Source organism: Kitasatospora viridis, from assembly GCF_007829815.1.
Lineage (GTDB): Bacteria > Actinomycetota > Actinomycetes > Streptomycetales > Streptomycetaceae > Kitasatospora > Kitasatospora viridis.
The window spans coordinates 4,016,278-4,043,184 of record NZ_VIWT01000001.1 but is presented as its reverse complement, the minus strand read 5'-3'; the positions used below and the strand labels follow the sequence as shown (position 1 = coordinate 4,043,184).

General features: G+C 73.9%; 21 protein-coding genes and 3 tRNA genes. 7 read left to right on the top strand and 17 right to left on the bottom strand.

What is annotated here, in order from left to right:
* Nucleotides 1-23 precede the first annotated feature (23 nt).
* From FHX73_RS18065 to FHX73_RS18055, 3 genes are all read right to left on the bottom strand, one after another.
* Nucleotides 24-1,847, bottom strand: a complete 1,824-nt coding sequence (locus FHX73_RS18065; RefSeq protein ID WP_145905977.1) for a DEAD/DEAH box helicase — start codon at nt 1,845-1,847, stop codon at nt 24-26.
* Between the two features lie 152 nt (nt 1,848-1,999).
* Entirely contained in the window at nt 2,000-2,389 is a 390-nt protein-coding gene (locus tag FHX73_RS18060; RefSeq protein ID WP_145905976.1) for a type II toxin-antitoxin system death-on-curing family toxin, read from the bottom strand.
* Nucleotides 2,386-2,586: a CopG family transcriptional regulator gene (locus tag FHX73_RS18055; RefSeq protein WP_145905975.1), complete on the bottom strand. Its 201-nt coding sequence runs from the start codon at nt 2,584-2,586 to the stop codon at nt 2,386-2,388. Before FHX73_RS18055 ends, FHX73_RS18060 begins: the two co-directional genes overlap by 4 nt.
* Nucleotides 2,587-2,722: 136 nt before the next feature.
* Here FHX73_RS18055 and FHX73_RS18050 point away from each other — a divergent pair, with 136 nt between their 5' ends.
* Nucleotides 2,723-3,154: an SsgA family sporulation/cell division regulator gene (locus FHX73_RS18050; RefSeq protein WP_145905974.1), complete on the top strand. Its 432-nt coding sequence runs from the start codon at nt 2,723-2,725 to the stop codon at nt 3,152-3,154.
* A gap of 12 nt (nt 3,155-3,166) precedes the next feature.
* Here FHX73_RS18050 and FHX73_RS18045 read toward each other — a convergent pair whose 3' ends face one another.
* The 4 genes from FHX73_RS18045 to FHX73_RS18030 are packed head-to-tail and all read right to left on the bottom strand — an operon-like array spanning nt 3,167 to nt 10,303.
* Entirely contained in the window at nt 3,167-5,716 is a 2,550-nt protein-coding gene (locus tag FHX73_RS18045; protein WP_145905973.1) for a bifunctional lysylphosphatidylglycerol flippase/synthetase MprF, read from the bottom strand.
* Nucleotides 5,713-7,026: an alpha/beta hydrolase gene (locus FHX73_RS18040; RefSeq protein ID WP_145905972.1), complete on the bottom strand. Its 1,314-nt coding sequence runs from the start codon at nt 7,024-7,026 to the stop codon at nt 5,713-5,715. Before FHX73_RS18040 ends, FHX73_RS18045 begins: the two co-directional genes overlap by 4 nt.
* Nucleotides 7,023-7,661, bottom strand: coding sequence for a class F sortase (locus FHX73_RS18035; protein ID WP_246213579.1), 639 nt, complete (start codon nt 7,659-7,661; stop codon nt 7,023-7,025). The genes FHX73_RS18040 and FHX73_RS18035 overlap by 4 nt, the downstream gene beginning before the upstream one ends.
* A gap of 38 nt (nt 7,662-7,699) precedes the next feature.
* Nucleotides 7,700-10,303 carry a phosphatidylglycerol lysyltransferase domain-containing protein gene (locus FHX73_RS18030; RefSeq protein WP_211786219.1) on the bottom strand — a complete coding sequence of 868 codons (2,604 nt, stop codon included), beginning with the start codon at nt 10,301-10,303 and terminating at the stop codon, nt 7,700-7,702.
* A 260-nt stretch (nt 10,304-10,563) separates the two neighbouring features.
* Here FHX73_RS18030 and FHX73_RS18025 point away from each other — a divergent pair, with 260 nt between their 5' ends.
* Nucleotides 10,564-11,835, top strand: coding sequence for a polysaccharide deacetylase family protein (locus FHX73_RS18025; protein ID WP_145905971.1), 1,272 nt, complete (start codon nt 10,564-10,566; stop codon nt 11,833-11,835).
* 208 nt (nt 11,836-12,043) lie between these two features.
* A complete protein-coding gene (locus tag FHX73_RS18020; protein WP_145905970.1) occupies nt 12,044-12,604 on the top strand; it encodes a hypothetical protein in 561 nt (186 codons plus the stop codon).
* A gap of 10 nt (nt 12,605-12,614) precedes the next feature.
* On the opposite strand, the gene FHX73_RS18015 is transcribed toward FHX73_RS18020, so the two are convergent.
* Complete coding sequence (locus FHX73_RS18015) at nt 12,615-14,051, bottom strand: MFS transporter (protein WP_145905969.1); 1,437 nt, start codon at nt 14,049-14,051, stop codon at nt 12,615-12,617.
* Nucleotides 14,052-14,264: 213 nt separating this feature from the next.
* Between FHX73_RS18015 and FHX73_RS18010 the strand changes: the two genes are divergently transcribed.
* From FHX73_RS18010 to FHX73_RS18000, 3 genes are all read left to right on the top strand, one after another.
* Nucleotides 14,265-14,336: transfer RNA gene (locus FHX73_RS18010), tRNA-Cys, on the top strand.
* 88 nt (nt 14,337-14,424) lie between these two features.
* Nucleotides 14,425-14,497, top strand: a tRNA-Cys gene (locus tag FHX73_RS18005).
* A gap of 81 nt (nt 14,498-14,578) precedes the next feature.
* Nucleotides 14,579-14,651 (top strand) — tRNA-Cys (locus FHX73_RS18000).
* 112 nt (nt 14,652-14,763) lie between these two features.
* Here FHX73_RS18000 and FHX73_RS17995 read toward each other — a convergent pair.
* The 6 genes from FHX73_RS17995 to FHX73_RS17970 form a co-directional block, all read right to left on the bottom strand.
* A complete protein-coding gene (locus FHX73_RS17995) occupies nt 14,764-17,049 on the bottom strand; it encodes a xanthine dehydrogenase family protein molybdopterin-binding subunit (protein WP_145905968.1) in 2,286 nt (761 codons plus the stop codon).
* Nucleotides 17,046-18,413: a 2Fe-2S iron-sulfur cluster-binding protein gene (locus FHX73_RS47655; protein WP_425461395.1), complete on the bottom strand. Its 1,368-nt coding sequence runs from the start codon at nt 18,411-18,413 to the stop codon at nt 17,046-17,048. The genes FHX73_RS17995 and FHX73_RS47655 overlap by 4 nt, the downstream gene beginning before the upstream one ends.
* Nucleotides 18,410-19,288, bottom strand: a complete 879-nt coding sequence (locus FHX73_RS17985) for an FAD binding domain-containing protein (protein WP_145908358.1) — start codon at nt 19,286-19,288, stop codon at nt 18,410-18,412. The genes FHX73_RS47655 and FHX73_RS17985 overlap by 4 nt, the downstream gene beginning before the upstream one ends.
* A gap of 334 nt (nt 19,289-19,622) precedes the next feature.
* The gene (locus FHX73_RS17980; protein WP_145905967.1) at nt 19,623-21,230 is read right to left on the bottom strand and encodes a beta-N-acetylhexosaminidase; all 1,608 of its coding nucleotides are present in this window, start codon (nt 21,228-21,230) and stop codon (nt 19,623-19,625) included.
* 50 nt (nt 21,231-21,280) lie between these two features.
* Entirely contained in the window at nt 21,281-21,574 is a 294-nt protein-coding gene (locus FHX73_RS17975; RefSeq protein ID WP_145905966.1) for a DUF3039 domain-containing protein, read from the bottom strand.
* A 56-nt stretch (nt 21,575-21,630) separates the two neighbouring features.
* Nucleotides 21,631-22,200: a YqgE/AlgH family protein gene (locus FHX73_RS17970; RefSeq protein ID WP_145905965.1), complete on the bottom strand. Its 570-nt coding sequence runs from the start codon at nt 22,198-22,200 to the stop codon at nt 21,631-21,633.
* 236 nt (nt 22,201-22,436) lie between these two features.
* Between FHX73_RS17970 and murA the strand changes: the two genes are divergently transcribed.
* The gene (murA, locus tag FHX73_RS17965; protein WP_145905964.1) at nt 22,437-23,783 is read left to right on the top strand and encodes a UDP-N-acetylglucosamine 1-carboxyvinyltransferase; all 1,347 of its coding nucleotides are present in this window, start codon (nt 22,437-22,439) and stop codon (nt 23,781-23,783) included.
* Nucleotides 23,784-23,894: 111 nt separating this feature from the next.
* On the opposite strand, the gene FHX73_RS17960 is transcribed toward murA, so the two are convergent.
* The 3 genes from FHX73_RS17960 to FHX73_RS17950 form a co-directional block, all read right to left on the bottom strand.
* Nucleotides 23,895-24,266, bottom strand: coding sequence for a hypothetical protein (locus FHX73_RS17960; protein WP_145905963.1), 372 nt, complete (start codon nt 24,264-24,266; stop codon nt 23,895-23,897).
* A 184-nt stretch (nt 24,267-24,450) separates the two neighbouring features.
* Nucleotides 24,451-24,732, bottom strand: a complete 282-nt coding sequence (locus tag FHX73_RS17955) for an HU family DNA-binding protein (RefSeq protein ID WP_145905962.1) — start codon at nt 24,730-24,732, stop codon at nt 24,451-24,453.
* 505 nt (nt 24,733-25,237) lie between these two features.
* Nucleotides 25,238-26,713: an NAD-dependent malic enzyme gene (locus FHX73_RS17950; protein ID WP_145905961.1), complete on the bottom strand. Its 1,476-nt coding sequence runs from the start codon at nt 26,711-26,713 to the stop codon at nt 25,238-25,240.
* Between the last annotated feature and the right edge of the window lie 194 nt (nt 26,714-26,907).

Here is a 26,907-nt window from a genome sequence, read left to right as displayed (position 1 = left end):
CGGGGCGACACGGCGGAACCGTTTCAACGGGCCCATTCCTTGACCTTGGCGATCCGCGCGCGCAGCTGGTTCGCGGTGGCCTGGGCGGTGAGCGGGCCGCCGCACTGGCGGCGCAGCTCGTTGTGGATGGTGCCGTGCGGCTGGCTGGTCCGGTGGTGCCAGGCGGCCACCAGGTTGTTCAGCTCCTTGCGCAGCTCGCGCAGCTCCTGGTGGGTCACCACCGGGCGCTGCTCGGCCGGCAGCTCCAGCAGGTCGGCCTCCTCGGCCGGCTTGGTCCTGGAGCGCTGGATCTGCCGGGTCTGCCGCTTCTGCAGCAGCAGGTGCACCTGGTCCGGCTCCAGCAGGCCCGGGATGCCGAGGTACTCCTCCTCCTCCTCGGAGCCCGGATGCGCCTGCATGCCGAACTCCATGGCGTTGTAGAGCACCCGGTCGAAGACGGCGTCGGAGCCCAGCGCCTCGTAGGAGAGCTCCTCGCCGCCGCCGTCCGGCCCGTCGTCGGCCCGCTCGGCCTCGGCGAGCAGCCGGTCCTCCTCGTCGAAGAGGCCGTCGCCCTCCTTCTTCGGGCGGTCCAGCACGTGGTCGCGCTGCAGTTCCATCTCGTTGGCGAAGCCGAGCAGCATCGGCACCGAGGGGAGGAAGACGGAGGCGGTCTCGCCGCGCTTGCGGGCGCGCACGAAGCGGCCGACCGCCTGGGCGAAGAAGAGCGGGGTGGAGATGGAGGTGGCGTAGACCCCGACCGCCAGCCGGGGGACGTCGACGCCCTCGGACACCATCCGGACCGCGACCATCCAGCGGTCGTCGCCCTCCGAGAAGTCGGAGATCCGCTTGGACGCCTCGGCCTCGTCGGAGAGCACCAGGGTGGCCTTCTGGCCGGTGATCTCGCGGATCATCTTGGCGTAGGCCCGGGCCGCGTTCTGGTCGGTGGCGATCACCAGCGCGCCGGCGTCCGGGATCGCCTTGCGCACCTCGGTGAGCCGCTTGTCGGCGGCCCGCAGCACGTTCGGGATCCACTCGCCCTGGGGGGCCAGCGCGGTCCGCCAGGCCTGCGCGATCAGGTCCTTGGTCATCGGCTCGCCCAGCCGCGCCTCCAGCTCGTCGCCGGCCTTGGTGCGCCAGCGCATGTTGCCGCTGTAGGAGAGGAAGATCACCGGGCGGACCACGTGGTCGGCGAGCGCGTGCCCGTAGCCGTAGGTGTAGTCGGCCACCGACTTGCGCAGGCCGTCGGTGTCCTGCGCGTACTGGACGAACGGGATCGGGTTGGTGTCCGAGCGGAACGGGGTGCCGGTCAGCGCGAGCCGGCGGGTGGCCGGCTCGAACGCCTCGAAGCAGGCCTCGCCCCAGGACTTGGAGTCGCCCGCGTGGTGGATCTCGTCCATGATCACCAGCGTCTTGCGGGCCTCGGTGCGGTTGCGGTGCAGCATCGGGTTGACGCCGACGCCCGCGTAGGTGACCACGATGCCGTGGTAGTCCTTGCTCAGCGGGCCCGAAGAGTAGGCCGGGTCCAGCCGGATGCCTATCCGGGCGGCGGCCTCGGCCCACTGCTTCTTCAGGTGCTCGGTCGGCGCGACCACCGTGACCTGCTGCACCAGGTGGTTGTGCAGCAGGTACGAGGCCAGGGTCAGCGCGAAGGTGGTCTTGCCGGCGCCCGGGGTGGCGACCGCCATGAAGTCCCGGGGCTGCTTCTCGATGTACGTGTCCAGCGCTCCCTGCTGCCAGGCCCGCAGCTTGCCTGCGGTGCCCCAGGGCGCCCGGCCGGGGAAGGCCGGCGACAGGTGCGAGGCGGCGGAGGTGCCGCTGGCCCGGACGGCGTGGTGCGGGTCGGCGGCGTCGGAGAAGAGCGGGGACATGTCGGAAGAGGCGGCAGTACTCACGGTCTCCGGGGGAAGGGATCGTCGCAGGTCAGGGCGGTGAAGCGGCCCCGGCCCACAGTCGGCGGGCGATCGGACAACCCGCCTAGCCTACCGGGCCGGGGCGAACGCCGGGGCCCGACACGAAGGGCTCAGGGCCGGTCCGGCAGGAGGGCCCGCAACCCCTGGGAGATCGTCTTGACCTCCTCCAACTCACCGGTGGCCACCGCGATGACCAGTTCCTCGGCCGCGTCGATGTCCGGCACCAGATCGACGCCGTTGATCGCCAGGAAGGTCACGCAGGACAGCCAGGCGCTGCGCTTGTTGCCGTCGAAGAGCGGATGGTTGATCGCCAGCGACTGCAGCAGCGCGGCGGCCTTGTCGAGCAGGTCGGGGTAGGCCTCCTCGCCGAACATCTCGGCCGCCGGCCGGTGCACGGCGGACTCCAGCAGACCGACGTCCCGGACGACGATCTGCATGTCGTCGCAGGCCGCGGCGGCGACCGCCAGGACGTCCTCGGCTGACAGGTAGAGAAAGGTCACTTCAGCCGATCCATCAGCTCTCGCCACTTGGCGGCCTGCTTGAGCGCGGTCTCCCGCACCAGGGCCTGCTGGGCGGTGCGGGCAAGGTAGTCGTCGACCGCCTTGACCACTATCGCGTTCATGCTGGTGCCCTCCTGCTCGGCACGCTGCTTCAGGGCCTCGGCCTGGTCGTCCCGGAGACGAAGGTTCATTGCCATGCGACCCAGCGTACCTCCATGGGGCCAGAGTGGTACCACCTTTTCGTGACCCAGATCACCCGTTCGCCCGCGTAATCCCCCGCCGCCCCCGCGCTCTCTCCAGGTGCACGCGCCCCACCGCCCCCGAGGAGCCCCCATGCGCAGCACCGTCGTCGAACACCTCGTGCCCGCCCGTCTGATCCTGAGCACCCAGTGCTCCAGCGGACTCACCGTGGTCCTGCGCTACCTGGCGCGGGACCCGCTGGCGGTGCGGATGGCCTTCCCGGCCGAGTACTCGCTGGACGAGGACCGGGCGCCCCGGGACGGCGCCGAGGTGGTCTGGGTGTTCGCCCGGGAGCTGCTGGCCCACGGGCTGGCCCTGCCCAGCGGGCTCGGCGACGTGCACGTGCGGCCCTGCCGGACCCCGCACACCGTGGTCGAGCTGCGCGCCCCGGAGGGCACCGCGCTGCTGCGGTTCGAGTCGGGCGCGCTGCGCCGGTTCCTGGCGGCCAGCTACCGGGCGGTGCCGCAGGGCCGGGAGGCGGCGCTGCTGGACCCGGACCGGGCGCTGGCCGAGCTGCTCGGCTGACGCCCGGTCACCTCACGACGACAGCCGGCGCATCAGCCGCACGCCCTGACCCGGGGTCAGGTGCGGCAGGTAGGCCTTGCCGATCGCCCGGGTGATCGCCGGCAGCGCCGCCGGGTCGGGGTAGACCATGTACATCGGCCGGTACTCGGGCTGGAACTTCGCCTTGAAGGCCAGCAGCGAGCGGAACCCGTAGACCGGCTCCAGGCTGCGCCCTATCCAGTCCAGCATCCGCTGCAGCGCGGTCGGCTCGCCGCCCCGGTCGGCCCGGGCCAGCGGGGCGCCGGAGAGCGAGAGGAACTCGGCGCCCTCCTCCTTGAAGCCGAGCGCGGCGGAGGCGATCAGGAACTCCATCACGCCCCGGAAGGGCTGGTGGGCGCCGTCGCCGCGGGCCTCGGCGCGCCGCCGCATGAAGTCGAGCGTCCAGCCGACCGGCGCGCCGTCCCGGTAGACCGGCATCCAGCTGGTCAGCCCGTGCACGGTGCGGTCCGGGTCGACCGCGACCAGCAGCCGCACGGCCGGGTCGGTCAGCTCGTCCAGCCCGCCCAGGGTGAAGCCCATCTCGGGCAGCCCCTTGTCGGCCACCCACTCCTCGGAGATCGACCGGATCTGGTCGCGCAGCCCGAGCGGCGCGTCCTGCCAGCTCCACCACTCGGCGGTGATGCCCTGCTTGCCGGCCTTGTTCAGCGCGGTCCTGATGTCCTGCCACTTCTTGCCGGTGAAGGCCAGCTCGGGCAGCGGCACCACGGTGTCCTCGGCCACCTGCAGCGAGCGCCAGCCGAGCGCCCCGGCGGCCTGCTCGGTCTGCCCGCTGACGCTGTAGAAGCACGGCGTCCAGCCGCGCGCGTCGCAGTACCGGCCGAAGCCGGCCACCGCCCGTTCGCGGGCCGCCGGCTCGCCGAACGGGTCGCCGGTGGTCAGCGCGACGGTGGCGATCACCCGGTAGGCCACGGCCGCCTCGCCGTGCTCGTCGAACCAGTAGTGGTTGCCGTCCCAGGTGCTCAGGAACGACAGGGTGGAGCCGCCGGAGCGGGTCAGCAGCTGCCGGGCGCGCTGCGCGGCGGCGGCGTCCTGGTGCACCGAGGGCCGGCGGAAGGCGACCAGCAGCACGGCCAGCGTGACCGCCCAGAAGAGCAGCCCGCAGTAGCTGTCCAGGGCCTGTGTGGTGCCGCCGACCGGCACCGGCGCGGCCGGCAGCAGGTCGCTGTAGGCGGGCGGCAGGAACTGCGCGGGCAGGCCCTTGAGCAGCCCGGTGAGGGTGGCGTCCGGCTGGTACTGGTCGCGGACCAGCCAGCCGATCCCGACATAGGCGGTGCAGGCGGCCAGCAGGGTGCCGCCGATCACGGCGGCCAGCCGCCGCACGTCCGGCCGGCGCAGCCGCAGCCCGAACCGCTTGCGGGCGGCCAGCAGCAGCAGGAGCAGCAGCACCGGCAGCAGCAGCGCCTCGCCGACCACCTGCCAGACCACCTGGGTGCCGCCGAGTTCGCCGGCCTGTCCCAGCAGTTCGCTGAGCAGCCAGCTGAGCAGCCCGATCCAGAGCAGCTGCACCAGCACGAGCGAGCACCAGGCCAGCCGCAGCCCGCGCCGCAGCCCTTCGGCGAGGACCACCAGCAGGACCGGGATGAGCGCGGCCATCAGCTGCCCGGGCGAGTCGAAGAAGTGCGCCTGGGCCTTGAGGTGGGCGCACTCCGGGATCGACACCGAGCAGGCGTAGGCGATGTCCTCGGCGCTCGGCGGCCGGGAGAAGTAGAGGTCGCCGAAGGTGTTGAACGGGCCGTCGGCGGCGCTGTAGAGCGAGGCCATCAGCGGTCCGACCGCCGAGCCGACCACGCAGAGCGCGACCAGCACCCGGGCCTCGGCGTTGGTGGCCCGGCGCGGGCGCAGCCAGGCCCCGGAGCGCCGGGCGGCCAGCGCGCCGACGGCCAGCCCGGCCAGCACCCCGGCCATCCGCTGCACGCTCTGCAGGTGCCCGATGTAGACCATCATCACCAGCGGCACGAGCACCACGACGAGTTGCAGCCGGCGCCGCCAGAGCGCGGTGAGCCGGAAGGCGAGCGCGGCGGCCAGCGCGCACAGGCCGACGCTCGGGCCGACGGCGACCTGGTCGCGCAGTCCTTCGGTCCAGGTCTCGCCGGCCGCGATGCCGAGCCGGACCAGCCCGGTGCCGATCAGCGTGCCGGCCAGCTGCCCGCCGACCAGCACGGCGGCCGACCGGGCGATCCCCATCCGGCGCACGGCCAGCGGTCCGACGAGCAGCGCGAACGCACTGGTGCCCAGGTAGGAGGCGATGCCGGTGCACCAGAGCAGCGAGCTGGCGGGGGTCCACCAGTAGCCGGCCGCCAGGCTGGGGATGCCCACCCCGACGTGGGCCAGCAGCCGCGCCGGCGGCCCGTGCCCGAGGCTGCCGGTGAGCGCGCCGACCAGCCAGAGCGCGAGCACCAGCGCCACCGCGAGCGGCGTCTCGCGCAGCGCCCGCACGGGCAGCGCGGCGGCCCGCAGCATCCGCTGCGCCCGGCCGGGCGGGGCCGGGGCGAGCGGCACCTCGGATTCGGTGGGAGCGCTCACCCGGTCAGCCCCGTGGTCTTGGCGATCCACGGCGTCTGGCCGGCCAGCGCGGCCTTGAAGACGCCCCAGTCGTGCCCGCCGGGCACGGAGCCGATCACCGTGGTCATACCGGCCTTGACGGCGGCGGCGTGCACCGTCCGGGTCTGCGGCCCGTAGGTGCCGTCGCCGGCGCCGTAGACGAAGGAGGCACTGGTCTGCGGGAACCGCTGACGGGCCATCACGTGCAGCGGGTCGACGGCGTCGAAGGCGGCCTCGTCGCCGCCGAAGGCCTTGTCGACGGTCTCCTGGTGGCTGCCCAGGGTGGGCTCGTCCTGGCCGGAGATGTCCAGGAAGGAGCCGTACACCTGGGGCGCGTTGACGGCCAGTTGGACGGCGCAGGTGCCGCCGTAGGAGAGCCCGCCGATCATCGTGGCGCCGCGGCCGGTGGCGGTCTGCAGGTTGGCGTGGATCCAGTCCGGCACGTCCTCGGCCAGGTAGGTCTGCGCCTTGGCGATCTTGGAGTCCATGCAGAGCGTGTTGCCGAAGGTGGAGCCGGTCGGGTCGGCGGTGACCACGATCGGCGCCAGCCCGTGGTGCTTGGCGGCGAACGCGTCCATGGTGGCGGCCAGGTCGCCGGAGTTCACCCAGTCGGAGGGGCTGCCGGGCTGTCCGGCCAGCAGCACCACCACCGGCAGCAGCGGGCGCGGGTCGGCCTGGTAGGCGGGCGGCAGGTAGACGTAGGCGTCCCGGCCGGCGTAGCCGGACTTGGTGCCGGGGATCGCGGCGGTCGACACGGTGCCCTTGGCGGGCAGGCCGGCCGGTGCGTGCCAGACGCTCTCCAGCGAGCGGCCGGGCGGCGCGGCGACGGTGTGCGCGACCTTGCCGGTGGTCAGCTTGGTGGTGTGCGCCAGCCAGGGCGCGAGCAGCACCCGCACGGTCGGGTACTCCTGGTAGTGCCGGTTGATCTCGTTGAGCCCCATGGCGAGCACCAGCAGCGCGGCCGCGAAGGCGGCGAACCGGCCGCGCCAGCGCAGCGCGGACATCCGGAAGGCCGCCAGCAGCGGGCCGAGCAGCGCGATCCCGGCCCAGAACTCCACGTCCCGGGGCAGCGGGTCGGGGAACGGCCGCCACCAGTCGTCGACCCAGATGGCCAGCAGTGCGGTGAGCGCGGCGGCCAGCACCACGGCGGTCGGGAAGCGCCGGCTCCACCAGTGCTTGCTGCTGGAGACGGCCAGGCCCACCAGCGCGACCCAGCCCAGCGCGAGCAGCAGCCAGGCCACCGCTCCGGAGACGATCGACCAGTCCAGCGGGCCAGATATGGCGAGGTTCACGCGGCCCTCCGATGACCGGTCAAGTGGGCGTAGACCACCACGTTGCCCTGGTAGCCGGTCGCCTTGCTGTAGCTGCCGCCGCAGGTGATCAGTCGCAGCTGCGGGTCCGGTGACTGACCGTAGACCTGCCGGTCGGGGAAGGCGCTGCGGGGGTAGACCTCGATCGCGTCCACCATGAACCAGGCGGTGCTGCGGTCGGCCCGGGCCACGTCGATCCGGTCGCCGCGGTGCAGCGCGCCGAGGCCGTAGAAGACGGCGGGGCCGTCGGCGGTGTCGACGTGACCGGCCATCAGGGCGGTGCCGCGCTGACCCGGCGTCACCCCGTCCCGGTACCAGCCGGCCAGGTTCCGCTCGCCGTCCGGCGGGGTGGCCAGGTGGCCCGCGGCGTCCAGGCCGACGCCGGTCACCGGGGCGTCCACGCCGATCGCCGGGATGTTGATCCGCACGGGTGCGGAGGCGCTCATCGGGGTGCCGCTGAGCGCCGCCGGCTGCGGCCCGCCGGCCCCCAGCGCCTCGGCCGGCGAGGGCGCGGGCGGCTGGCCGCCGTGGCTGCCGTCCTGCACCAGCCAGGCGCCGAGCACCACCGCCGCGCCCAGCAGCACCGCCCCCGACCAGGGACTTCTGCCCGCACCCACCCCTGCACCTCGCGTCTTCGAAGGAACCTTCGGAAATATCACCCTTGTCCAGCCAATCCGGACGCCCGACGGCCCGCATCGGTTGCGCCGCCGGGCGGGTGAGCGGTTTCGGAGCGCCGGGCGGCCCCTATGCCGAACAGCCTGGGCCGGACCAGGAAGCCCTCGGCCAGCCCGTTGGCGATGGCGATCACCAGCAGCTCGGAGGACTTCTCGTAGAGCACGAACCGGGGTTCCCAGACCGGCTGGTACTTGGCGTTGGCCCGGTACAGCGACTCCAGCTGCCACCAGCGGGAGAGGAACCGCAGCACCGAGCGGAACAGCCGCAGCACCGGCCCGGCGCCGAGCTTGCCGCCGGCCTCGAAGACGTAGCGGAACATCGCGAAGTTCAGTGAGACCCGGGTGACCGGCAGCCCGCCCTGCTCGGCGGCCAGCAGCAGTTCGGTGACCAGGAACTCGACCAGCCCGTTCTCGGACTCCCGGTCGCGCCGCATCAGGTCGAGCGAGAGCCCGTGCGCGCCCCACGGCACGAAGCTGAGCAGCGCGCAGGTGCGGTCGTTCTCGTCCCGGCACTCGGCCAGCACGCAGTCGCCGTCGGTCGGGTCGCCGAGCCGGCCGAGCGCCATGGTGAAGCCGCGTTCGGTGCGGCCGTGCCGCCAGGCGTCGGCCAGGTGCACCAGCTCGGCCATCTCCTGCTCGGGGATGTCCCGGTGACGGCGGATCACCGCCCGGTAGCCGGCCTTGCGGACCCGGTTGTGGGCCTGGCGCAGGGTGCGCATCGAGCGGCCCTGCAGGCTGAAGTCGGCCACCTCGACGATCGCCTCGTCGCCGAACTCCAGCGCGCGCAGCCCGGTGCGCCGGTAGGCGATGCCGGCCTGCTCGCCGGCGCCGGTGACGGCGGGCACCCAGGCGTGGGCGCGGGCCAGCTCGCGCCAGCGCTCGATCGCCCCGGGCCAGGCCTCCGGGTCGCCGATCGGGTCGCCGGAGGCCAGCGCCACGCCGTTGACCACCCGGTAGAGCACGGCGGCCTTGCCGGACGGCGACCAGCAGACCGACTTGTCGCGGCGCAGCGCGAAGTAGCCGAGCGAGTCCCGGGCGCCGTGCCGCTCCAGCAGGGCGCGCAGCCGCTGCTCGTCCTGCGGCTGCAGCCAGACCTTGCCGCGCGGCGAGCGGAAGAAGACCCGCAGCACGATCAGGAAGAGCGCGGCGCCGAGCACGTTGATCGCCAGGTCGGCCCAGCGGGCCACGGTCACCGTGGGCACCAGTTCACCGAAGCCGGAGGTGGTGAAGAGCCGGATCGCGGCGTACCGCACGCTGTCGTCCCAGTCCGGCACGGGCGCCTGGTTGCTGGCCCGGATCAGCACCGCGCCGAGCCCGATCACCAGCGCCCCGCCGACCGCCGCGGTGGTCAGCCCGACCAGCACGTTGCCGCGCGCGCCGCGCACCTGGTAGGCCCGCCGTCCGAGCAGCAGCGCGGCCAGCACGCTGGCGGTGAGCACCGCCGAGACCCAGTTCAGCGCGTGCGCCCGGTCCTCCGGGAGCACCGCCAGGGCCAGCCCGAAGAGCAGCGCGTAGAGCGCCACCACGGTGGTGGCGACGATCCAGGCGGCCCGCTTCTTGCGGCGCAGCATCACGGCCAGCAAGGCGGCGAAGAGCGCGGCGGTGAAGCCGGCGGTGACCAGCACCGGGGTGAAGTAGTCGCCGCTGTTGGCCCGGTGCACCCGGTCACGGAAGGGGGCGATCAGCCCGGCCAGCAGGTTGAGCGCGGCGGCGATCCGCAGGTACCACTCGGCGTAGCCGCCGCAGCGCTGCCGCCAGCGCGGCAGCGGCGGCTCGGGGGGCAGCTCGGGCGGCGCGGCGGGGGCCGGGACGGCGGCGGCAGCGGCCGCGGCGGCCGGCTCGGCGCTGACGTCGGGGGCGCCGGCCAGCAGGTTGTAGGCGGTGGTCTTGACCGTCATCAGCCGGCGGTGCACCCGGGCCTCGCGGCGTTCGGCGCGGGCCATCCGGCGTGGCCGGCTGCGGTAGCGCCAGCGGGCCCAGGGGCTGCCGGGGCGGGCCAGCCGGATCGCGCCGACCACCGCGAGCAGCGGGACCATCACGCCGATCAGGCCGGTCCACAGCTTGCCCTTGAGCAGGCTGACCACGACCAGCACCAGCAGCGCGCCGGCCACCACCAGCTGGCCGGCGGAGGGGCGTCCGGAGAAGCCGCCGAGCGGCAGTTGACCGAGCAGCAACAGGCCGATCAGCGCCACGGCCAGGATCACCGCGTCCACCGACTTGCGGCCCTGCTCCTTCCAGTACACGTCCTCCAGGTGCAGCACCAGGGCGAACTCGTCCAGCACCAGCCCGCAGCCGATGCCGAAGCCGAGCGCCAGCAGCTCCCGGGTGTGGCTGGTCAGCCCGTGCACGGTGAACCCGCCGACGCCGGTGACCAGCATCAGCGCCTGGCCGAAGACCACGTGGTGGATGTGCAGGCCGCCCGGGGTGAGGTTGCCCGGCCACCAGGAGGTGCCGCGGCGGATCAGCCGGGTGCTGAGCCGGATGAAGAGGAAGGAGACGACCAGGCCGAGCAGCAGCAGGAAGAGCGGCTGCCGGCCGGGTTCGACGACTCGGGAGTGGTAGGCGTCCAGTACCGACTGCCACATGGTGACCTTCTGCTCCTCCCGCTGCCTGCGTCCAATCTGAATGATCGTTCGATCCGGCGGTCCCGTCGACACGCCGACCGGCTGGTCCTAACGGGCGGTCCACCGGGCTCCGGCCCGCCGTGGCGGCCCGGGGCGTGCCATCCTTTGGACAAATCAGCACATAACGGCCCATCAGCGGACGCCACGCCAGAAGTCAGGAGCCGCACGGCCGTTGGACCGCACCGCGGTCGCCCGCCACGCCCCTACGACTTGGAGTGACCATGGACGCCCTGCCCCGCCGTTCCCTGCTGGCCGCCGGAGCGGCGGCCGCCGCCACCGCGGCCGCCGGCTGCGCCCGCCGCCCGTCCGCCGCCGGGAGCCGGGGGGCGGCGCAGGCGGGCGCGGCCCCGGAGACCGGCAGCGCCCCCGCCTCCCCCGCGGCGCCGAGCACCCCGGCCAAGCCGCCGGCCACCATGATCGGCGACGGCTCCACCTCCGACACCGGCCCGCAGCCGCACCAGCCGGTCCCCGAACGCATGGAGCCCGGCCAGCGCCCGCCGCAGTTCGTGGTCTTCTCCTGGGACGGCGCCGGCGAGCTGGACGACAAGCTGTTCTCCCGGTTCCGCACCCTGGCCAACGAGCACAACGCCTCGATGACCTTCTTCCTCTCCGGCATCTACCTGCTGCCGGAGGGCAAGAAGGACATGTACCGCCCGCCGCAGCACCGGATCGGCGCCTCCGACATCGGCTACCTGGCCGACCAGCACGTCCACGCCACGCTGAGCCAGGTGGGCGCCGCCTGGCTGGACGGCCACGAGATCGGCACCCACTTCAACGGGCACTTCTGCGGGCCCACCGGCGGCGGGCGGTGGTCGCCGGACGACTGGGACAGCGAGATCCAGCAAGCCATGGACTTCGTGATGAACTGGCGCACCAACACCGGCTTCACCGACCTGCCGGCGCTGCCCTTCGACTACCGCAAGGAGCTGATCGGCGGCCGCACCCCGTGCCTGGAGGGCCAGCGCGGCCTGCTGCCGACCGCCGCCGCGCGCGGCTGGAAGTACGACGCCAGCGGGCCCGGCGGGCTCCAGGTCTGGCCGCAGAAGTTCCAGGGCGGCGCGCTGTGGGACATGCCGCTGCAGTCCATCCCGTTCCCCGGGCACTCCTTCCAGGTGCTCTCGATGGACTACAACATCATGTACAACCAGTCGGGCGACAACACCAAGGGCAACGCGGTGATGCAGGACGCCTGGCAGCGGCAGGCCCGGGACGCCTACCTGGCCGGCTTCGAGCGGGCCTACAACGGCAACCGGGCGCCGATGTACATCGGCAACCACTTCGAGCAGTGGAACGGCGGCATCTACATGAACGCCGTCGAGGAGGTCTTCCGGACCATCGCCGACAAGCCCGAGGTGCGGCTGGTCTCGTTCCGCCAGCTGGTCCAGTGGCTGGAGGCGCAGGACCCGGCCGTGCTGCGCAAGCTCCAGGCCCTGAACGTCGGCGAGTCCCCGGCCGGCGGCTGGTCGAGCTACCTGGCCCCGACCGCCGCCTGACGCCGACCGGGTGCTCCGTCCCCGACCCGTTCGGCGCTACCCGGGGTGAGGAGGCATCACCCCAGGTAGCGGCGGGTTTGGGCGGGCCGGGCCGGGGGTTCTGCGGATGCGCCCGGCCGGGCCGGACCGTACCCCTGGTGTCAGGACCCGGATCCACCTACTTCCCGCGCGGGGACCGCCCCGCGACCGCGTCCTGGGAGAACCCACCATGCGTGCTCGCCACTTCGCCGCCACCGGGCTGCTCGCCCTGGCCGCCGGCCTGGCCGCGGCCGGTACCGCCGCCGCCAACCCGGTCATCATCGAACCGGACCCGGTCTCCCCCGGCAGCCAGTTCACCGTCCTGGACGGCGGCAACTGCGACAGCGCCGGCGGCACGGCCGTCTTCCGCTCCCGCGAGCACGCGCAGGACGACCAGAACGGCCAGAACGGCCAGAACGGCCAGGCCGAGGACATCCCGCAGGCCAAGCTGGGCTCGCTGCGCGGCCTGGTCGGCGCCGTCGTCACCGTGCCCGAGCACGCCCGCCCCGGCGTCTACGACGTGACCGTCAAGTGCACCACCGTCACCAAGAGCGAGGTCACCACCACCATCACGGTGCACGGCGACCCCGGCCGGCCCGACCACACGCAGCCCACCGGTCCGACCGGCCCGAGCCACGCCGGCCTCGGCGGCTCGATCGGCCCGAACCTCCCGGAGACCGCCGCCGGCCTGACCCTGCTGGGCACCTCGGCCGCCGCCGTGCTGCACCACCGGCGCCGCCGCAGCTCCTGAGCCGGCGGGCCTAGGCCCGGGCCGGGCGGACCCGGCCGGCCAGCGCGGCGCCGAGCAGCGCGACCGCCGTCATCACCAGGAAGATGGCGGCGAACGCGCCGCGCGCCCCGCCGCCCGCCCCGGCGCCGGCCGCCGCCACCGCGCCGCCACCGAGCCCGGCGAAGAGCACCCCGGCCAGGCCGACCAGCAGCACGTTGCCGAGCGCGTCGGACATCTGCAGCGAGGCCGAGTTGGCCCCGGCCGCCTCGGGCGGCGAGAGCTTCATCATCAGCACGCTGATGCTGGCGATCGACAGCCCCATCCCGATGCCGCCGAACGCCCAGGCCACCGCCGCCGTCCAGGTCGGCGCGCCGGGCAGCAGCACCAGCGCGGCCCCGCCGATGGCCAGCGCGGTGAGCAGGAAGCCGGCCCGGATCAACTGCTCGCGGTAGCGCTCGGCGCCGGGCCGCCCCTGCAGCCAGGAGCCGAGCGCCCAGGAGAGGCCGCCGCTGGTCAGGGTGAGCCCGGCCAGGGTGGGCGAGAGGTGGCGCTGGGTCACCATCATCAGCGGTATGAAGGCCTCGGCCGCGAAGAACGCCCCGGCCGCGACCCCGCGCAGCAGGATCAGCGTGGGCAGGCCGCGGGCCGCCCGCAGGGTGCCGCCGGGCAGCAGCCGCAGCACCGCCGGCACCAGCAGTCCGGCCCCGGCCGCCGCGGGCAGCAGCGCGAGCAGGTCGCGCCGCTCCCCCGCGTACTGCAGCAGTCCGGCGCCGAGCGCCGCCATCGCGGCCAACCCGATCCGCTGCCAGTTCAGCGCGCCGCCAACCATCGCCGGCTGTTCGCGCTCGGCGCGGCGCAGCGCCGGGCCCATCACCGCGAGCGGCAGCACCACCAGCATCGGGACCGCCAGGAAGACCCAGCGCCAGCCCAGGTGCTGGGTGACCGCCCCGGAGACCACCGGCCCGACGATCGAGGGCAGCACCCAGGCGGCCGAGAAGGCCGCGAAGACGGCCGGCCGCAGCCGCTCCGGGAAGGCCCGCCCGACCACCACGTAGAGCGCGACGATCACCAGCCCGCCGCCGAGCCCCTGGATCGCCCGGCCGCTGACGAAGAGCCACATGTTCGCCGCCGTACCGGCCACCACCAGCCCGCCGGCGAATATCCCGATCCCGGCGAACAGCGGCAGCACCGGCCCGCGCCGGTCGCACCACTCGCCGGAGAGCACCATGGCGAACAGGGTGCTGGTGAAGTAGCCGGAGAACGCGAAGGCGTACAGCCCCACCCCGTGCAGCTGACGGGCCGCCACCGGCATCGCGGTGTTGACCGCGGTCGCCTCGAAGGCGAGCAGCAGCACCACGGAGACGATCCCCAGGGTCAGCGCCCGGTACCGGGCGCCGAGCACGCCGCCCTGGTCAGGCGGGGCGAGGGCAGTCGGCAGCGCGGTGTCGGAAGCGGTCATGACGGCCATGGTAAGCCGCCATGAGCTGATTGACTCCTGACCTTTGGTCCTAGGACTTCATACGGATGTCACATTCGGGCATTGACGGCCCCCACCCGGCGCCGCGTAATATCTTTTCCAGAAGCCCGCAGAAAGCCCGCGGATATCACCGACCGGAGAGGAGCCCGCGATCATGAACCGCCCCGCCCTCTCCTGTTGTCGCACCGCCTGACGCACCATCACGGCCATGTGCCCGAGTGGCTCAGGGAACCGTCTGCAAAGCGGTGTACACGGGTTCGATTCCCGTCATGGCCTCATTCTCCGCATTCCCGTCGGCATGTCGTCCGACCTTCCCCGGCCTTCGGCCGGGGCCCCACCCCGACCCGGCCTCCGGCCGGGGCTCGGCCATGTGCCCGAGTGGTCCCAGGGATCCGCCTGCACAGCGGTTGACGCGGGTTCGAATCCCGTCATGGCCTCGCTTCACACAGTTCCAGCCGGCTGCCGCCCGTCCGAAAAGGAGCCCACCAGCCCGACCGCACCATCCGACCCACCGTCACGGCCGTGTGCCCGAGTGGTCAAGGGGACCGTCTGCAAAACGGTTTTCCACGGGTTCGATTCCCGTCATGGCCTCGTTCCCGGAATTCCGGACGGCGATTTCGCCGCCCGGAATTCCGACGTTCCCAGAAAAGGGAACGGGCGTTCCCGAGGAGCTCGGGAACGCCCGCCGGGGCGGTGACGGGCCTCAGCCCGCCACCGGGCCCACCGGCACCACCGCGTCCTGCGGCGGGATCGGCAGCCGCCCCACCGGCAGCCCGGTGGCTGCCCGGACCGCCGCCGCCACCGCGGCCGGCGCGACCACGGCCGGCACCGCGCTGACCGCCTTGGCGCCGAAGGTGGCGACCACGTCCCGCTCCTCCACCAGCTTGGCGATCCGCACCTCGGGCGTGTCCAGCGAGGTGGGCAGCCGGTAGCCGGTCAGCGAGGGGTTGAGCACCACGCCGCCGGCCGTGCGCAGGTCCTCCAGCAGCGCGGTGCCGATGCCCTGGGCCACCGCGGCCTCGATCCGGTCCTCGATCTGACCCGGGTTCAGCGCCCGGCCGACGTCCTGGGCCACCGTCACGTCGACCACCCGGACCGCGCCCAGCTCGATGTCCACGTCCACCACCGCGCGCATCGCGCAGAACGCGATGGAGACGAAGGCGTCGCCCTGCCCGGCCTCGTCCAGCGGCTCGGTCGGGTGCGGGCGGCACTGCGCGGTCGCCCACAGCTCCTTGCCCTCCAGCGCCTCGGTGACCGGCATGCCGAGCACCCCGTCGTAGGAGGTGATCTTGCCGTCGGCGATCGACAGCAGCTCCACCGACATCCCGAAGTCGGCCGCGATCGGCGCCAGCAGCTGGTGGCGGACCATCAGCGCGGCCCGCTCCACCGCCCCGCCGGAGACCCAGGTGTGCCGGCCGCGGGCGGACGGCCCGGCGATCGACTGGTCGCTGTCCACCGGCGCGATGTAGACCTCGCTGACCCCGAGCACGCTCTGCACGATCTGCCGGGCCAGCGTGGCGAAACCCTGCCCGGCGTCCACCGCCGCGCAGATCACCGTCGCGTGGTCGCCGCTCACCCGCACGGTGGCGGTGGACACCTCGTCGGTGCCCTCCGCCCCCAGCATGTGCACCATGCCGACCGCGTAGCCGATCCCGCGCCGCACCGCCGCCGGGTCGCCGGCCCCGCCCGGTCCGCCGGGCAGCAGCCAGTCGGTGTCCGGCTCGTCCAGCGGCAGCGCGGGCAGCGGCACCTCGGCCACCGCGTCCAGCAGTTCGGCCACCGGCGCCGGGCAGGTGACGGCCTGTCCGGTGGGCAGCGCGTCACCGGTGGCCATCACGTTGCGGCGGCGCACCTCCAGCGGGTCCAGGCCCAGCCGGGCGGCCAGCAGGTCCAGCTGGGACTCGTGCGCGAAGCAGGACTGCATCGCGCCCTCGCCGCGCATCCGGCCGGCCGGCGGGTTGTTGGTGCGCACCGCCCAGGCGTCCACCGAGACGTTCGGGCAGATGTACGGGCCGACGGCGAAGGCGGTGGCGGCGGCCAGCGACTCGGCCGAGGCGTCGGCGTAGGCCCCGCCGTCCAGCAGGATCTGCGCCTCCACCTTGACCAGCTTGCCCTGGGCGTCGGCGTGGTGACGGTAGCGCAGCAGCGCGGGGTGCCGGCCGGCGTGCGCCTGGAAGGACTCCTCCCGGGTCAGCACCATCTTCACCGGCCGGCCGGAGCGCAGCGCCAGCAGTGCCAGCACCACCTGGAAGGAGAGGTCCTCGCGGTCCGCGGTGGCCCCCGGCACGCCGGTCGCCACCAACCGCACCCGGTCCGGGTCCAGGCCGAGCCGGGCCGCGGCCCGCTCCCGGTCGCCGTGCGGGTCGGTGGAGGACAGGTGCAGCTCGACCCCGCCGTCCGGGCGCGGCACGGCCAGCCCGGCCTCCGCCCCGATCGGCGCCGGGTCCTGCCGGCCCACCTGGTAGAGGCCCTCGACCACCACCTCGCCGACCGCCTCCTGGTCGCCGCGGCGCAGCGGCAGGTGGCGCAGCAGGTTCCCGTTCGGGTGCAGGGCTGGGCCGTTGAAGGCCTGCTCGGGGTCGGTCAGCGGCTCCAGCAGCTGGTACTCGACCAGGATCAGCGAGGCGGCCAGCCGGGCGGTGTCCGGGTGGTCGGCGGCCACCGCGGCCACCGGCTCGCCGTGGTGGCGGACCACCTCGGCGGCCAGCACCGGGCGGTCGCCGCCGTCCTGGCCCGGCAGGTCGGCGGCGGTCACCACGGCGTGCACGCCGGGCAGCGCCAGCGCGGCCGAGGTGTCGATGCCGAGGATCCGGGCGTGCGGGTGCGGCGAGCGCAGCACCGAGCCCCAGAGCAGCCCCTCGGCCCACAGGTCGGCGGCGTACGGGTAGATGCCGAGCGCCTTGGGCAGGGCGTCGGTGCGCAGCGGCGAGCTGCCCAGGCCGGTGGGGGGTGCGGTGGCGCCCTCGGTGCGGTCGAGCTGGTCGGTCATGCGTGGTCGTCCTCGGGGAGGAGGAGGCCGTGGGCGGGGGTGCCCGCCTCGGGCGTGCCGGGGGCGGTCTCGTACACGGTGCCGTCGAACGGGCCGGCGGCGGGCACGCCGTGCGCGGGGGTGCCCTGGTGGCCGAGCGGGTCGTAGCCGGGGTAGCCGCCGGCGTACGGGTCGACCGGGTAGGCCGACGGGTCCTGGTAGGACGGGTCCTGGTAGACGGTCCCGTCGAACGGCACGACCGGGATGCCGTGCGCGGGCGTCGGCTCGTACGGCGTCCCCTGCGCCGGGGTGCCGTCGTAGCCCACCACCGGGACGCCCTGCGCGGGGGTCCCGTCGAACGCCACGACCGGGATGCCGTGCGCCGGCGTCGGCACGTACGGGGTGCCCTGCGCCGGGGTGCCCTCGAACGGCGCGGTCGGGGTGCCGTGCGCGGGCGTCGGCTCGTAGCCGGCGCCTGCGGCGTAGACCGTGCCGGGCCCGTAGGCGGTCTGCTCGTAGCCGGGGTAGCCCTGCGCGGGGATCGCGCCGAGGCCGGTGCCGGCGGCGGTCACCCCGGCCTCCTCGGCGGTGATCCAGCCGTCCTCGGCCTCGAAGATCGGCACCTCGCCGACGGTCTGGGTGCCGCTCCAGGCGTCCTGGTAGACCGGCGGGTCGCTCGGGTCCTCGACGGGCGGCACGGGGGCGGCTGACACCGCGTCAGCGGGGCCGGCCGGCTGCTCCGCCGGTTCCGGGTGCTCGGCCTGCCCGGCCTGCCCGGCCTGCTCGGCTTGTCCGGCCTGCTCGGCGGCCTTCCCCGCGGCCTGCTCGGCCGCGACCAGCGCGGCCGTCCGCCCGTCCGAGACGGTCTGCACGGCCGCCAGCACGCTGCGGTAGCCGGTGCACCGGCACAGGTTGCCGCACAGCGCCTGCCGGGCCTCCACCTCGGTCGGCCGGTGGTTGCGCTGCAGCAGGTCGTGCACCGCCATCGCCATCCCGGGCGCGCAGTAGCCGCACTGCACCGCGCCGGAGTCGGCCAGCGCCTGCTGCACGTCGCTGGCCGCGCCGCCGCCCGACAGGCCCTCCACGGTGGCGATCTCGCTGTCCGCGGCGAGCGCCGCCGGCACCAGGCAGCCGGCCACCAGCTGGCCGTCCACCTGCACCGAGCAGGCCCCGCACTCGCCCTGCTCGCAGCCGTTCTTGGCGCCGGCCAGGCCGAGCCGCTCGCGCAGCACGTAGAGCAGGCTCTCGCCGATCCAGGCGTCGCTGACGGGTCGTTCGAAGCCGTTCACCCGCAGGGTGTAGGAGGCGGTGGGCCGCCCGTCCCCCACCTGGGCGGGGTGCATCGTCGGATCGGTCGCCATCTGGGCGATCCCCTCGGCCGTCACTTCAGTGCCCTCCCCAGCGCCCGGCGGGCCAGCACCGCCACGGTACGCCGTAGCGCGGTGGCCGCCGCCGTCGGCCCCTCCGGCTGCAGCACGCCCGGGTCGGCGCCGTAGCCGTCCGGCACGCAGGCGGTGGCCACGTACTCGCCGAAGGCGGCGGCCGCGGCCGGGTCGATGGTGCGGGCGCCGTCCTCGCCGCGGGCCGACCAGTCGATGCAGCCGGCCACCCAGGCCTCCGCCTCCAGCGGGCGCAGCGGCACCGGCGCGACCGCGCCGACCGCGCAGCGCACCCCGCGCCGGGCCGGGTCGAGCACCAGGGCGACCGAGGCGGTGGCCCTGGCCGGGCCGCTGCGGCCGGTGGCCTTGAGGAAGACCTGGGGGGCGTGCAGCAGCGGCACCCGCACCCAGGTGAGCAGTTCGCCGGGGCGGATCGGGTCCATCCCGGTGAGCAGGTGACTGACCGGCACCTCGCGGGTGGCGCCGGGCCGGGCCAGGGTGACCACGGCCTCCAGCGCGGCGAGCACCGGCAGGGTGTCGCCGGTGGGCGCGGCGGTGGCGATGTTGCCGCCCAGGGTGCCGACGTTGCGGGTCTGCGGCGGGCCGGCGGTGCGGGCCGCGTCGGCCAGCGCCGGGATCAGCGCGGCGAAGTCGGGGCGGTCCATCCGGGCCAGGGTGAGGCCGGCGCCGAGCACCGCGGTGCCGCCGTCCTCGTAGCGCCAGCCGCGCAGTTCGGTGATCCGACCGAGGCCGAGCAGCGCGCCGGGGCGCAGTCGCCCGGCGTTGACCGCCTCCATCAGGTCGGTGCCGCCGGCCACCGGCACGGCGGCGGGGTTGGCGCCCAGGGCCTCGACGGCCTCCTCCAGGGAGGTCGGCAGCATGATCGTCCGATTCACCTGGGTCCCACCATGCTCCACTCTCCTGGGCTGCGCCCGGACCGGGCAGCCGGACCGGGCGGCCGTCGACCGGCCGTCCCGCCTGGCACCGCTGCTCGCGGTACCGCCCGTAGAGTACGGGCCCGGGCAGCCGAACAGAAGCCGCCCGCCGGTTCGGCCACTCTGGCACACCCTGCGACGGGGTCCGGCGGCGGTGCTCCCCGGACCGCCGGCCGGCGGGTCGCGCCACCCGGCGGCCCGGCCGTCCACAAGATCATGACGCGTCGGCGGGTCCGGAAGTTCCCGCCGCCCGCCGCCCCGACGCCCGGTCGGCCGCCGCTCAGCGCACCGGCGGCGGCCCGTCCAGCGGGCGGCCCACCACGCCCGGCCACTGCTGCCAGGGGTGCGGGCCGGCCGGCGGGCGGTACCCCACGCCGAGCGCGTCCAGCCGGGCCAGGTGGGTGCGCATCCGCCGCTCGAAGCCGGGCCAGTCGCGCTCGGCCGGGTCGGTGGGCAGCGCCGACCAGGCCACCTCGGCGAGCGCGGCGAGCCGCGGGAAGGCCCGGAAGTCCACCTCCCGGGGGCTGTCGGCGAACTCGGTGAACAGGGTCGCCTGAGTGCCCATCACCTGACGGGCGCTCGCCTCGTCCAGATCGGCCGGCACCGGTTCGAACCGGTAGACGTCCTCCAGGGTGCGCACGAACCCGATCGGGATCGGCTCCTCGGGCCCGCCGCCCTGCCGGTGGTCCAGGTAGACGTGCTGCTCGGGGCAGATCACCACCTGGTGCCCGGCCCGCGCGGCGGCCGTGCCGCCGGCGAAGCCGCGCCAGGAGGAGACGGCGGCGCCGGGGGCCAGCCCGCCCTCCAGGATCTCGTCCCAGCCGATCAGCCGGCGCCCGCGCTCGGCCAGCCAGCGGTCGAAGTGCCGGATCATCCAGCTCTGCAGCCCGTCCTCGTCGCCCACACCGAGCTCCCGGATCCGGGCCTGCGCGGCCGGGCTGGCCCGCCACTCGTCCTTGGGGCACTCGTCCCCGCCGATGTGCACGAACTCCGACGGGAAGACCTCCAGCAGCTCCTCCAGCACGCCCTCGTAGAAGGCCAGGGTGGCGTCCGAGGCGTTCAGCACGTGCTTGCTGACCCCCCAGTCGGTCCACACCCCGAGGCCGGCGGTGTCCACCACGTCGGTGTTGCCGAGTTCCGGGTAGGCGGCGATGGCGGCCTGGTTGTGCCCGGGCAGGTCGATCTCCGGGACCACGGTGATCCCCCGGTCGGCCGCGTAGGCCACCAGTTCGCGCAGGTCGTCCTGGGTGTAGAAGCCGCCGTGCGGGCGGTCGTCCCAGCGCTGCCCGTCGCGGAACCCCACCATCGAGTGGGTCCGCCAGGAGCCGACCTCGGTCAGCCTCGGGCAGCGCTTGACCTCGAACCGCCAGCCCTGGTCGTCCGTCAGGTGCAGGTGCAGCACGTTGAGCTTGTGCGCGGCCAGCAGGTCCACGTAGCGCAGCAGGTCGGGCTTGGGCAGGAAGTGCCGGGCGGTGTCGATCAGCAGGCCGCGCCAGCGGAACCGCGGGGCGTCGGCGATCTCGCCGAGCGGCAGGGCCCAGCCGGTGCGGCGCAGCGGGGCGCGGCGGTGGGCCTCGGGGCCGAGCAGCTGGCGCAGCGTCTGGGCCGCCCAGTGTGCGCCGGCCGGTCCGCCGGCGGTGAGCAGGGCCCGCTCGGCGTCGACGGTGATCCGGTACTCCTCGGCGGCCAGCGCCTCGTCGATCCGCAGTTCGATCAGCGGCCGCGCGGCCGGCGGCAGGGCCAGGCCGGTGGCGGCGCCGAGCTCGGCGCGCAGCCACCGCTCGGCGGCCTCGGTGCCGGGGCCGCCGGAGAGCGTGGCGTCGGGTCCGAGCGGCAGCGTCCGCCGCGGGTCGAGCCGGACAGCGGACGGTGCGGGGATCAGGTCCATGCGGACCATCCTGCCCCGCACCTCCGCAGTGGCATAGACCAATCCCGGGCTTACTTGCCCTGGTTGCCGCCCTTGTCGCCGCCCTTGTCCCCGCCGGCGCCGATGCCCTCGTAGATCTCCTTGCACATCGGGCAGACCGGGTACTTCTTCGGGTCGCGCCCGGGCACCCAGACCTTGCCGCAGAGCGCGACGACCGGGGAGCCGGAGAGCGCGCTCTCCATGATCTTGTCCTTCTGGACGTAGTGCGCGAAGCGCTCGTGGTCACCGTCGCCGTTGGACACCTGCGGGACGGGCTCGACCAGGGTGCCGGTTCCGAGGCCGCGCTCGGGCTCAAGAGTGCTCATGAGGGCCAAGTCTATGGGGGCCGCGGGCGAAACGGAGCCCGTTGCGGCTCGCCCGGTCAGTTCAGCGTGGGGTCCTCGGGGTAGGTGGCGAGCATCGCCAGCGCCCCGGTCTGGCGCCGCAGCACCGCCCGCCACAGGCCCTCCGGGTGCGGGGCGGAGATGTCGCCGGGCTCGGCGTCCACCAGGTACCAGGCGCCCTCGGCGATCTCCTGCTCCAGCTGGCCGGGCGTCCAGCCCGCGTAGCCGGCGAAGACCCGCAGCGCGCCCAGTTCGCCGGCCAGCACCTGGGGCGGCGCCTCCAGGTCGACCAGGCCGATCGCACCGTGCACCCGGCGCCAGCCGAGCGGTTCCTCCGGGCCGGGCTCGCCGGGCACCACGGCGACCGCGAGCGCCGAGTCCAGGCCGACCGGGCCGCCCTGGAAGATCACCTGGGGGTCGCCGGTCAGTTCGGCCCAGCCGTCCAGCACGTCGCAGACCCCGACCTGGGTAGGCCGGTTGAGCACCACGCCGAGCGCGCCCTGCTCGTCGTGGTCGAGCAGCAGCACCACCGACCGGGCGAAGTTCGGGTCGGTGAGCACGGGGGCCGCCACGAGCAGGCGGCCGGTGTGCGAGGGGGCCGCGGTCATGCCCACATGATCCCGCAGTGCGGGCCGCGCGAGTACCGGAACACGGCCCCGGGACCCGGCGGAGCGGCGAAACCTCACGCACCGAATCGAGCAGCCGTTCGGCTGACGGTCCCTCACCGTTCCACCCGGAGAGAGCATGATCACCCTGCGTGGGGACGGGAACCGAACAACCTCCTACTACCATCTACCGAAGGTGGCGCCCGAGCCATGGCTGCGAACCCCCGATTGCGAGAACGATGACCGACGACGTCCTGCTGGTCCACGGCGGAAACCCGCTGGAAGGCGAGATCCGCGTCCGCGGCGCCAAGAACCTGGTGCCCAAGGCGATGGTTGCCGCCCTGCTCGGCCAGGGCCCCAGCAGACTGCGCAACGTCCCGGACATCCGTGACGTCAAGGTGGTGCGCGGTCTGCTCCAGCTGCACGGGGTCACGGTGCGCAGCGGCGAGGAGGAGGGGGAGCTGATCCTCGACCCCTCGCACGTGGAGAGCGCCAACGTCGCCGACATCGACGCGCACGCCGGCTCCTCGCGGATCCCGATCCTGTTCTGCGGCCCGCTGCTGCACCGGCTCGGCCACGCCTTCATCCCGGGCCTGGGCGGCTGCGACATCGGCGGCCGCCCGGTCGACTTCCACTTCGAGGTGCTGCGCCAGTTCGGCGCCACCATCGAGAAGCACCCGCAGGGCACCTACCTGGTGGCCGCCCAGCGGCTGCGCGGCACCAAGATCGAGCTGCCCTACCCCTCGGTCGGCGCGACCGAGCAGGTGCTGCTCACCGCGGTGCTGGCCGAGGGTGACACCGAGCTGCGCAACGCGGCCATCGAGCCGGAGATCGTCGACCTGATCTGCGTGCTGCAGAAGATGGGCGCGATCATCTCGATGGGCACCGACCGGACCATCCTGATCACCGGCGTGGACGAGCTCGGCGGCTACAACCACCGCGCGCTGCCGGACCGGCTGGAGGCCGCCTCCTGGGCCTGCGCGGCGCTGGCCACCAAGGGCGACATCTACGTCCGCGGCGCCCGCCAGCTGGAGATGATGACCTTCCTCAACACCTTCCGGAAGGTCGGCGGCGCCTTCGCGGTGGACGACGAGGGCATCCGGTTCTGGCACCCGGGCGGCGAGCTGAACGCCATCGCCCTGGAGACCGACGTGCACCCGGGCTTCCAGACCGACTGGCAGCAGCCCCTGGTGGTCGCGCTGACCCAGGCGGCCGGCCTGTCGATCGTGCACGAGACGGTCTACGAGTCGCGGCTCGGCTTCACCTCGGCGCTGAACCAGATGGGCGCGCACATCCAGCTGTACCGCGAGTGCCTGGGCGGCACCCCGTGCCGGTTCGGGCAGCGCAACTTCCTGCACTCGGCGGTCGTCTCCGGCCCGTCGAAGCTGCTCGGCGGCGAGCTGGTGATCCCGGACCTGCGCGGCGGCTTCTCCTACCTGATCGCGGCGCTGGCCGCCGAGGGCACCTCCACGGTGCACGGGATCTCGCTGATCAACCGCGGCTACGAGAACTTCCTGGAGAAGCTGCGGGCGCTCGGTGCGCACGTCCAGCTGCCCAGCGAGCAGGAGATGCTCGCGACGGTCTGAGCCGACCTGTGACGAAGCCGGAAGGGCCGCCCCTCGGGGCGGCCCTTCCGCGTCCTCGGACACGTGCTCAGTGGCAGCGCAGCAGCAGCCAGAGCCGGTCGGTGCGGCGGTTCACGGGCGGGCGGCGCTGGCACCGCCGGGCGGCGTCCCACCAGGGGTGTTGGCGATCTGCTGGACGGGCGGCCGCCCCGGTGCTTTTGGGTGGCCGCCGCCCGGCTGCCCGCCCGGGCCGCGGTGGTGGTCGGAGCCGCCCGCGCCGGGCCAGTGCAGCACTCCCAGCAGGTCCTGGTCGGCCTGCTGGACGCCCCCCGCGGCCGGCCGGCCGGCGGCGGGCGGCCGCGGGTGCGAGCCAGGGGCGGCCGCGTCGGCGGCCGGAGCGGCGGGCAGCAGGTACATCAGTCCGGCCACCGCGCCGGCGGCCACCCCCAGGCCGCCGGCCTTCAGCAGCCGCCGTCGCGGCGCGATCTGGGTCCGGTTCGTCATACCCCGCAGCCTTCCAGCGCGGCCGCCCGCTGACGATGCGTCGGGAGGATGAATCGCCGTCCGGCACCCCCGCCATTAGGGGGGCCCGGCCTCGTCCGGCGGGCGCGCGGGAACGACGAAGGCGGGTGTCCCCGTCGGGGACACCCGCCTTCGACCGTTCGCCGAGCAAGCCTCAGCGGACGGTTCAGACGCCCTTGGCGGCTTCCTTGAGCTTGGAGCCGGCGCTCACCTTGGCGCTGTAGCCGGCCGCGATCTGGATCGGCTCACCGGTCTGCGGGTTGCGGGCGGTGCGGGCCGCGCGGTGGGTGCGCTCGAAGGTCAGGAAACCGGGGATGGTGACCTTCTCGTCACCCTTGGCCACAACCTCGCCGACGACCTCGGCGAAGGCCGCCAGAACGGCGTCGGCGTCCTTGCGGGTCACCTCGGCGCGGTCGGCCAGAGCGGCCACCAGCTCACTGCGGTTCATGTGTACTCCTGTGGTCTGTTCGTTGCGGTGCGCGGGGGCCCCATCGGTCGTCCCTCCGGGGGCCACCCGGCTGGGCCGCTGGTCCGCGCACCGTGCTCGTTCAGGCGGCTGGTGGTAGGGGCCCGGCCTCGTGCCCCGGGCCGCGCATCGTGTCAGTCCTGCCACGTGCCTGCCTGGAGACGAATCCTGCCCTTACCGGCCCTGAGAAAGCCAATCGGGCCTCGGCCGTCCACCCCTAACGGCGCCCTCCCCACGCAGCTGTGACGCTCCGTCGGCGCCGGCGGACCGACGCGGGCGGCGGTCGGTGCGACTCGCCGAGTCATCGGGGGACGTTCCGTACTTGTCGGACACGCCTGCCCCGTGCAGGGCTACGGTACGCCCTGACACGGACAAGCCCAAACACGCCCCAGCCCTTGTGTCGCAAGGGCTGGGGCGTCGCGGTCGACAACGGGGGCGGTATTCGGCCAGCTGATCGACCGGATACCACCCCCGGGGGCAGGTTGTACTACAGCTTGACGACCGGGAAAGCCGCGGTGTCCAGCGTCCCCACGATGCCCGGGGTCGGCCGCGAGGGCGCGGTCTCGCCGCCCCCGCCGGCCGCCAGCGCGGCCTCCCGGACCGCCGCGGCGACGGTCTTCGCCACGTCCGGGTGGAAGACGCTCGGGATGATGTAGTTCGCGTTCAGCTGCTCGTCGGTGACCGTGGTGGCCAGCGCCCGGGCGGCGGCGATCATCATCTCGGTGTTCACCGTGCGGCTCTGCGCGTCCAGCAGGCCGCGGAAGACACCCGGGAAGACCAGCACGTTGTTGATCTGGTTCGGGAAGTCGCTGCGGCCGGTGGCGACCACCGCGGCGGTCTGCCGGGCCACCGCCGGGTCCACCTCGGGGTCCGGGTTGGCCAGCGCGAAGACGATCGCGTTGTCGGCCATCGAGGCGATGTCGTCGCCGTCCAGCACGTTCGGGGCGGAGACGCCGATGAAGACGTCGGCGCCGGCCACCGCCTCCTTCAGGGAGCCGGTGCGGCCCGAGCGGTTGGTGTGCTCGGCGATCCAGCGCAGCGAGTCGTTGAGGTCCTCGCGGTCCCGGTGGACCACGCCGTGCACGTCGGCCACCGTGGCGTGCTCCACGCCGGCCGCCAGCAGCAGCTTGAGGATCGCGGTGCCGGCCGCGCCGGCCCCGGACATCACCACCCGGATGTCGCCGATCTCCTTGCCGACCACCCGCAGCGCGTTGGTCAGCGCCGCCAGCACCACGATCGCGGTGCCGTGCTGGTCGTCGTGGAAGACCGGGATGTCCAGGGCCTCGCGCAGCCGGGCCTCGATCTCGAAGCAGCGCGGCGCGGAGATGTCCTCCAGGTTGATCCCGGCGAAGCCCGGGGCGATCGCCTTGACGATCGCGACGATCTCGTCGGCGTCCTGGGTGTCCAGGCAGATCGGCCAGGCGTCGATCCCGGCGAACCGCTTGAACAGCGCCGCCTTGCCCTCCATCACGGGCAGCGCGGCCTGCGGGCCGATGTTGCCCAGGCCGAGCACCGCCGAGCCGTCGGTGACCACGGCGACGCTGTTGCGCTTGATGGTGAGCCGGCGGGCGTCCTCGGGGTTCTCCGCGATCGCCATGCAGACCCGGGCGACACCCGGGGTGTAGATCATGCTCAGGTCGTCACGGTTGCGGATCGGCAGCTTCGAGGACATCTCGATCTTGCCGCCGAGGTGCATCAGGAAGGTCCGGTCGGAGACCTTGCCGATGGTCACGCCGTCGATGGCGCGCAGCTTCTCGACGATCTCCTCGCCGTGCGCCACCGAGGCGGCCGCCACGGTGACGTCGATCCGCAGCGACTCAAGGCCGGAGGCCGTCACGTCGAGGCCGGTCACCGAGCCGCCGGAGGACTCCACGGCGGTCGTGATGTTGCTGACCGCGCCACCGCTGGCCGGGACCTCCAGCCGAACCGTGATCGAGTTGGAGACACTGGGCACCGTCGCCATCGACGTCCTTCTTCCTGTGTTCAACCACGCTTGATTCAACAACTTGTTGAAGCTGTCGCCTCGCGCATCCTAGGCCTCGATCGTCGCACCGACCAGGGGTAAGCCAGAAATATCGTTCATTGATTGCACGGACTCGACAACAGGAGTCGCGGCGCTCCCGGCGCGCCGCCGGGACCGAATCCGGCACCGGGGAT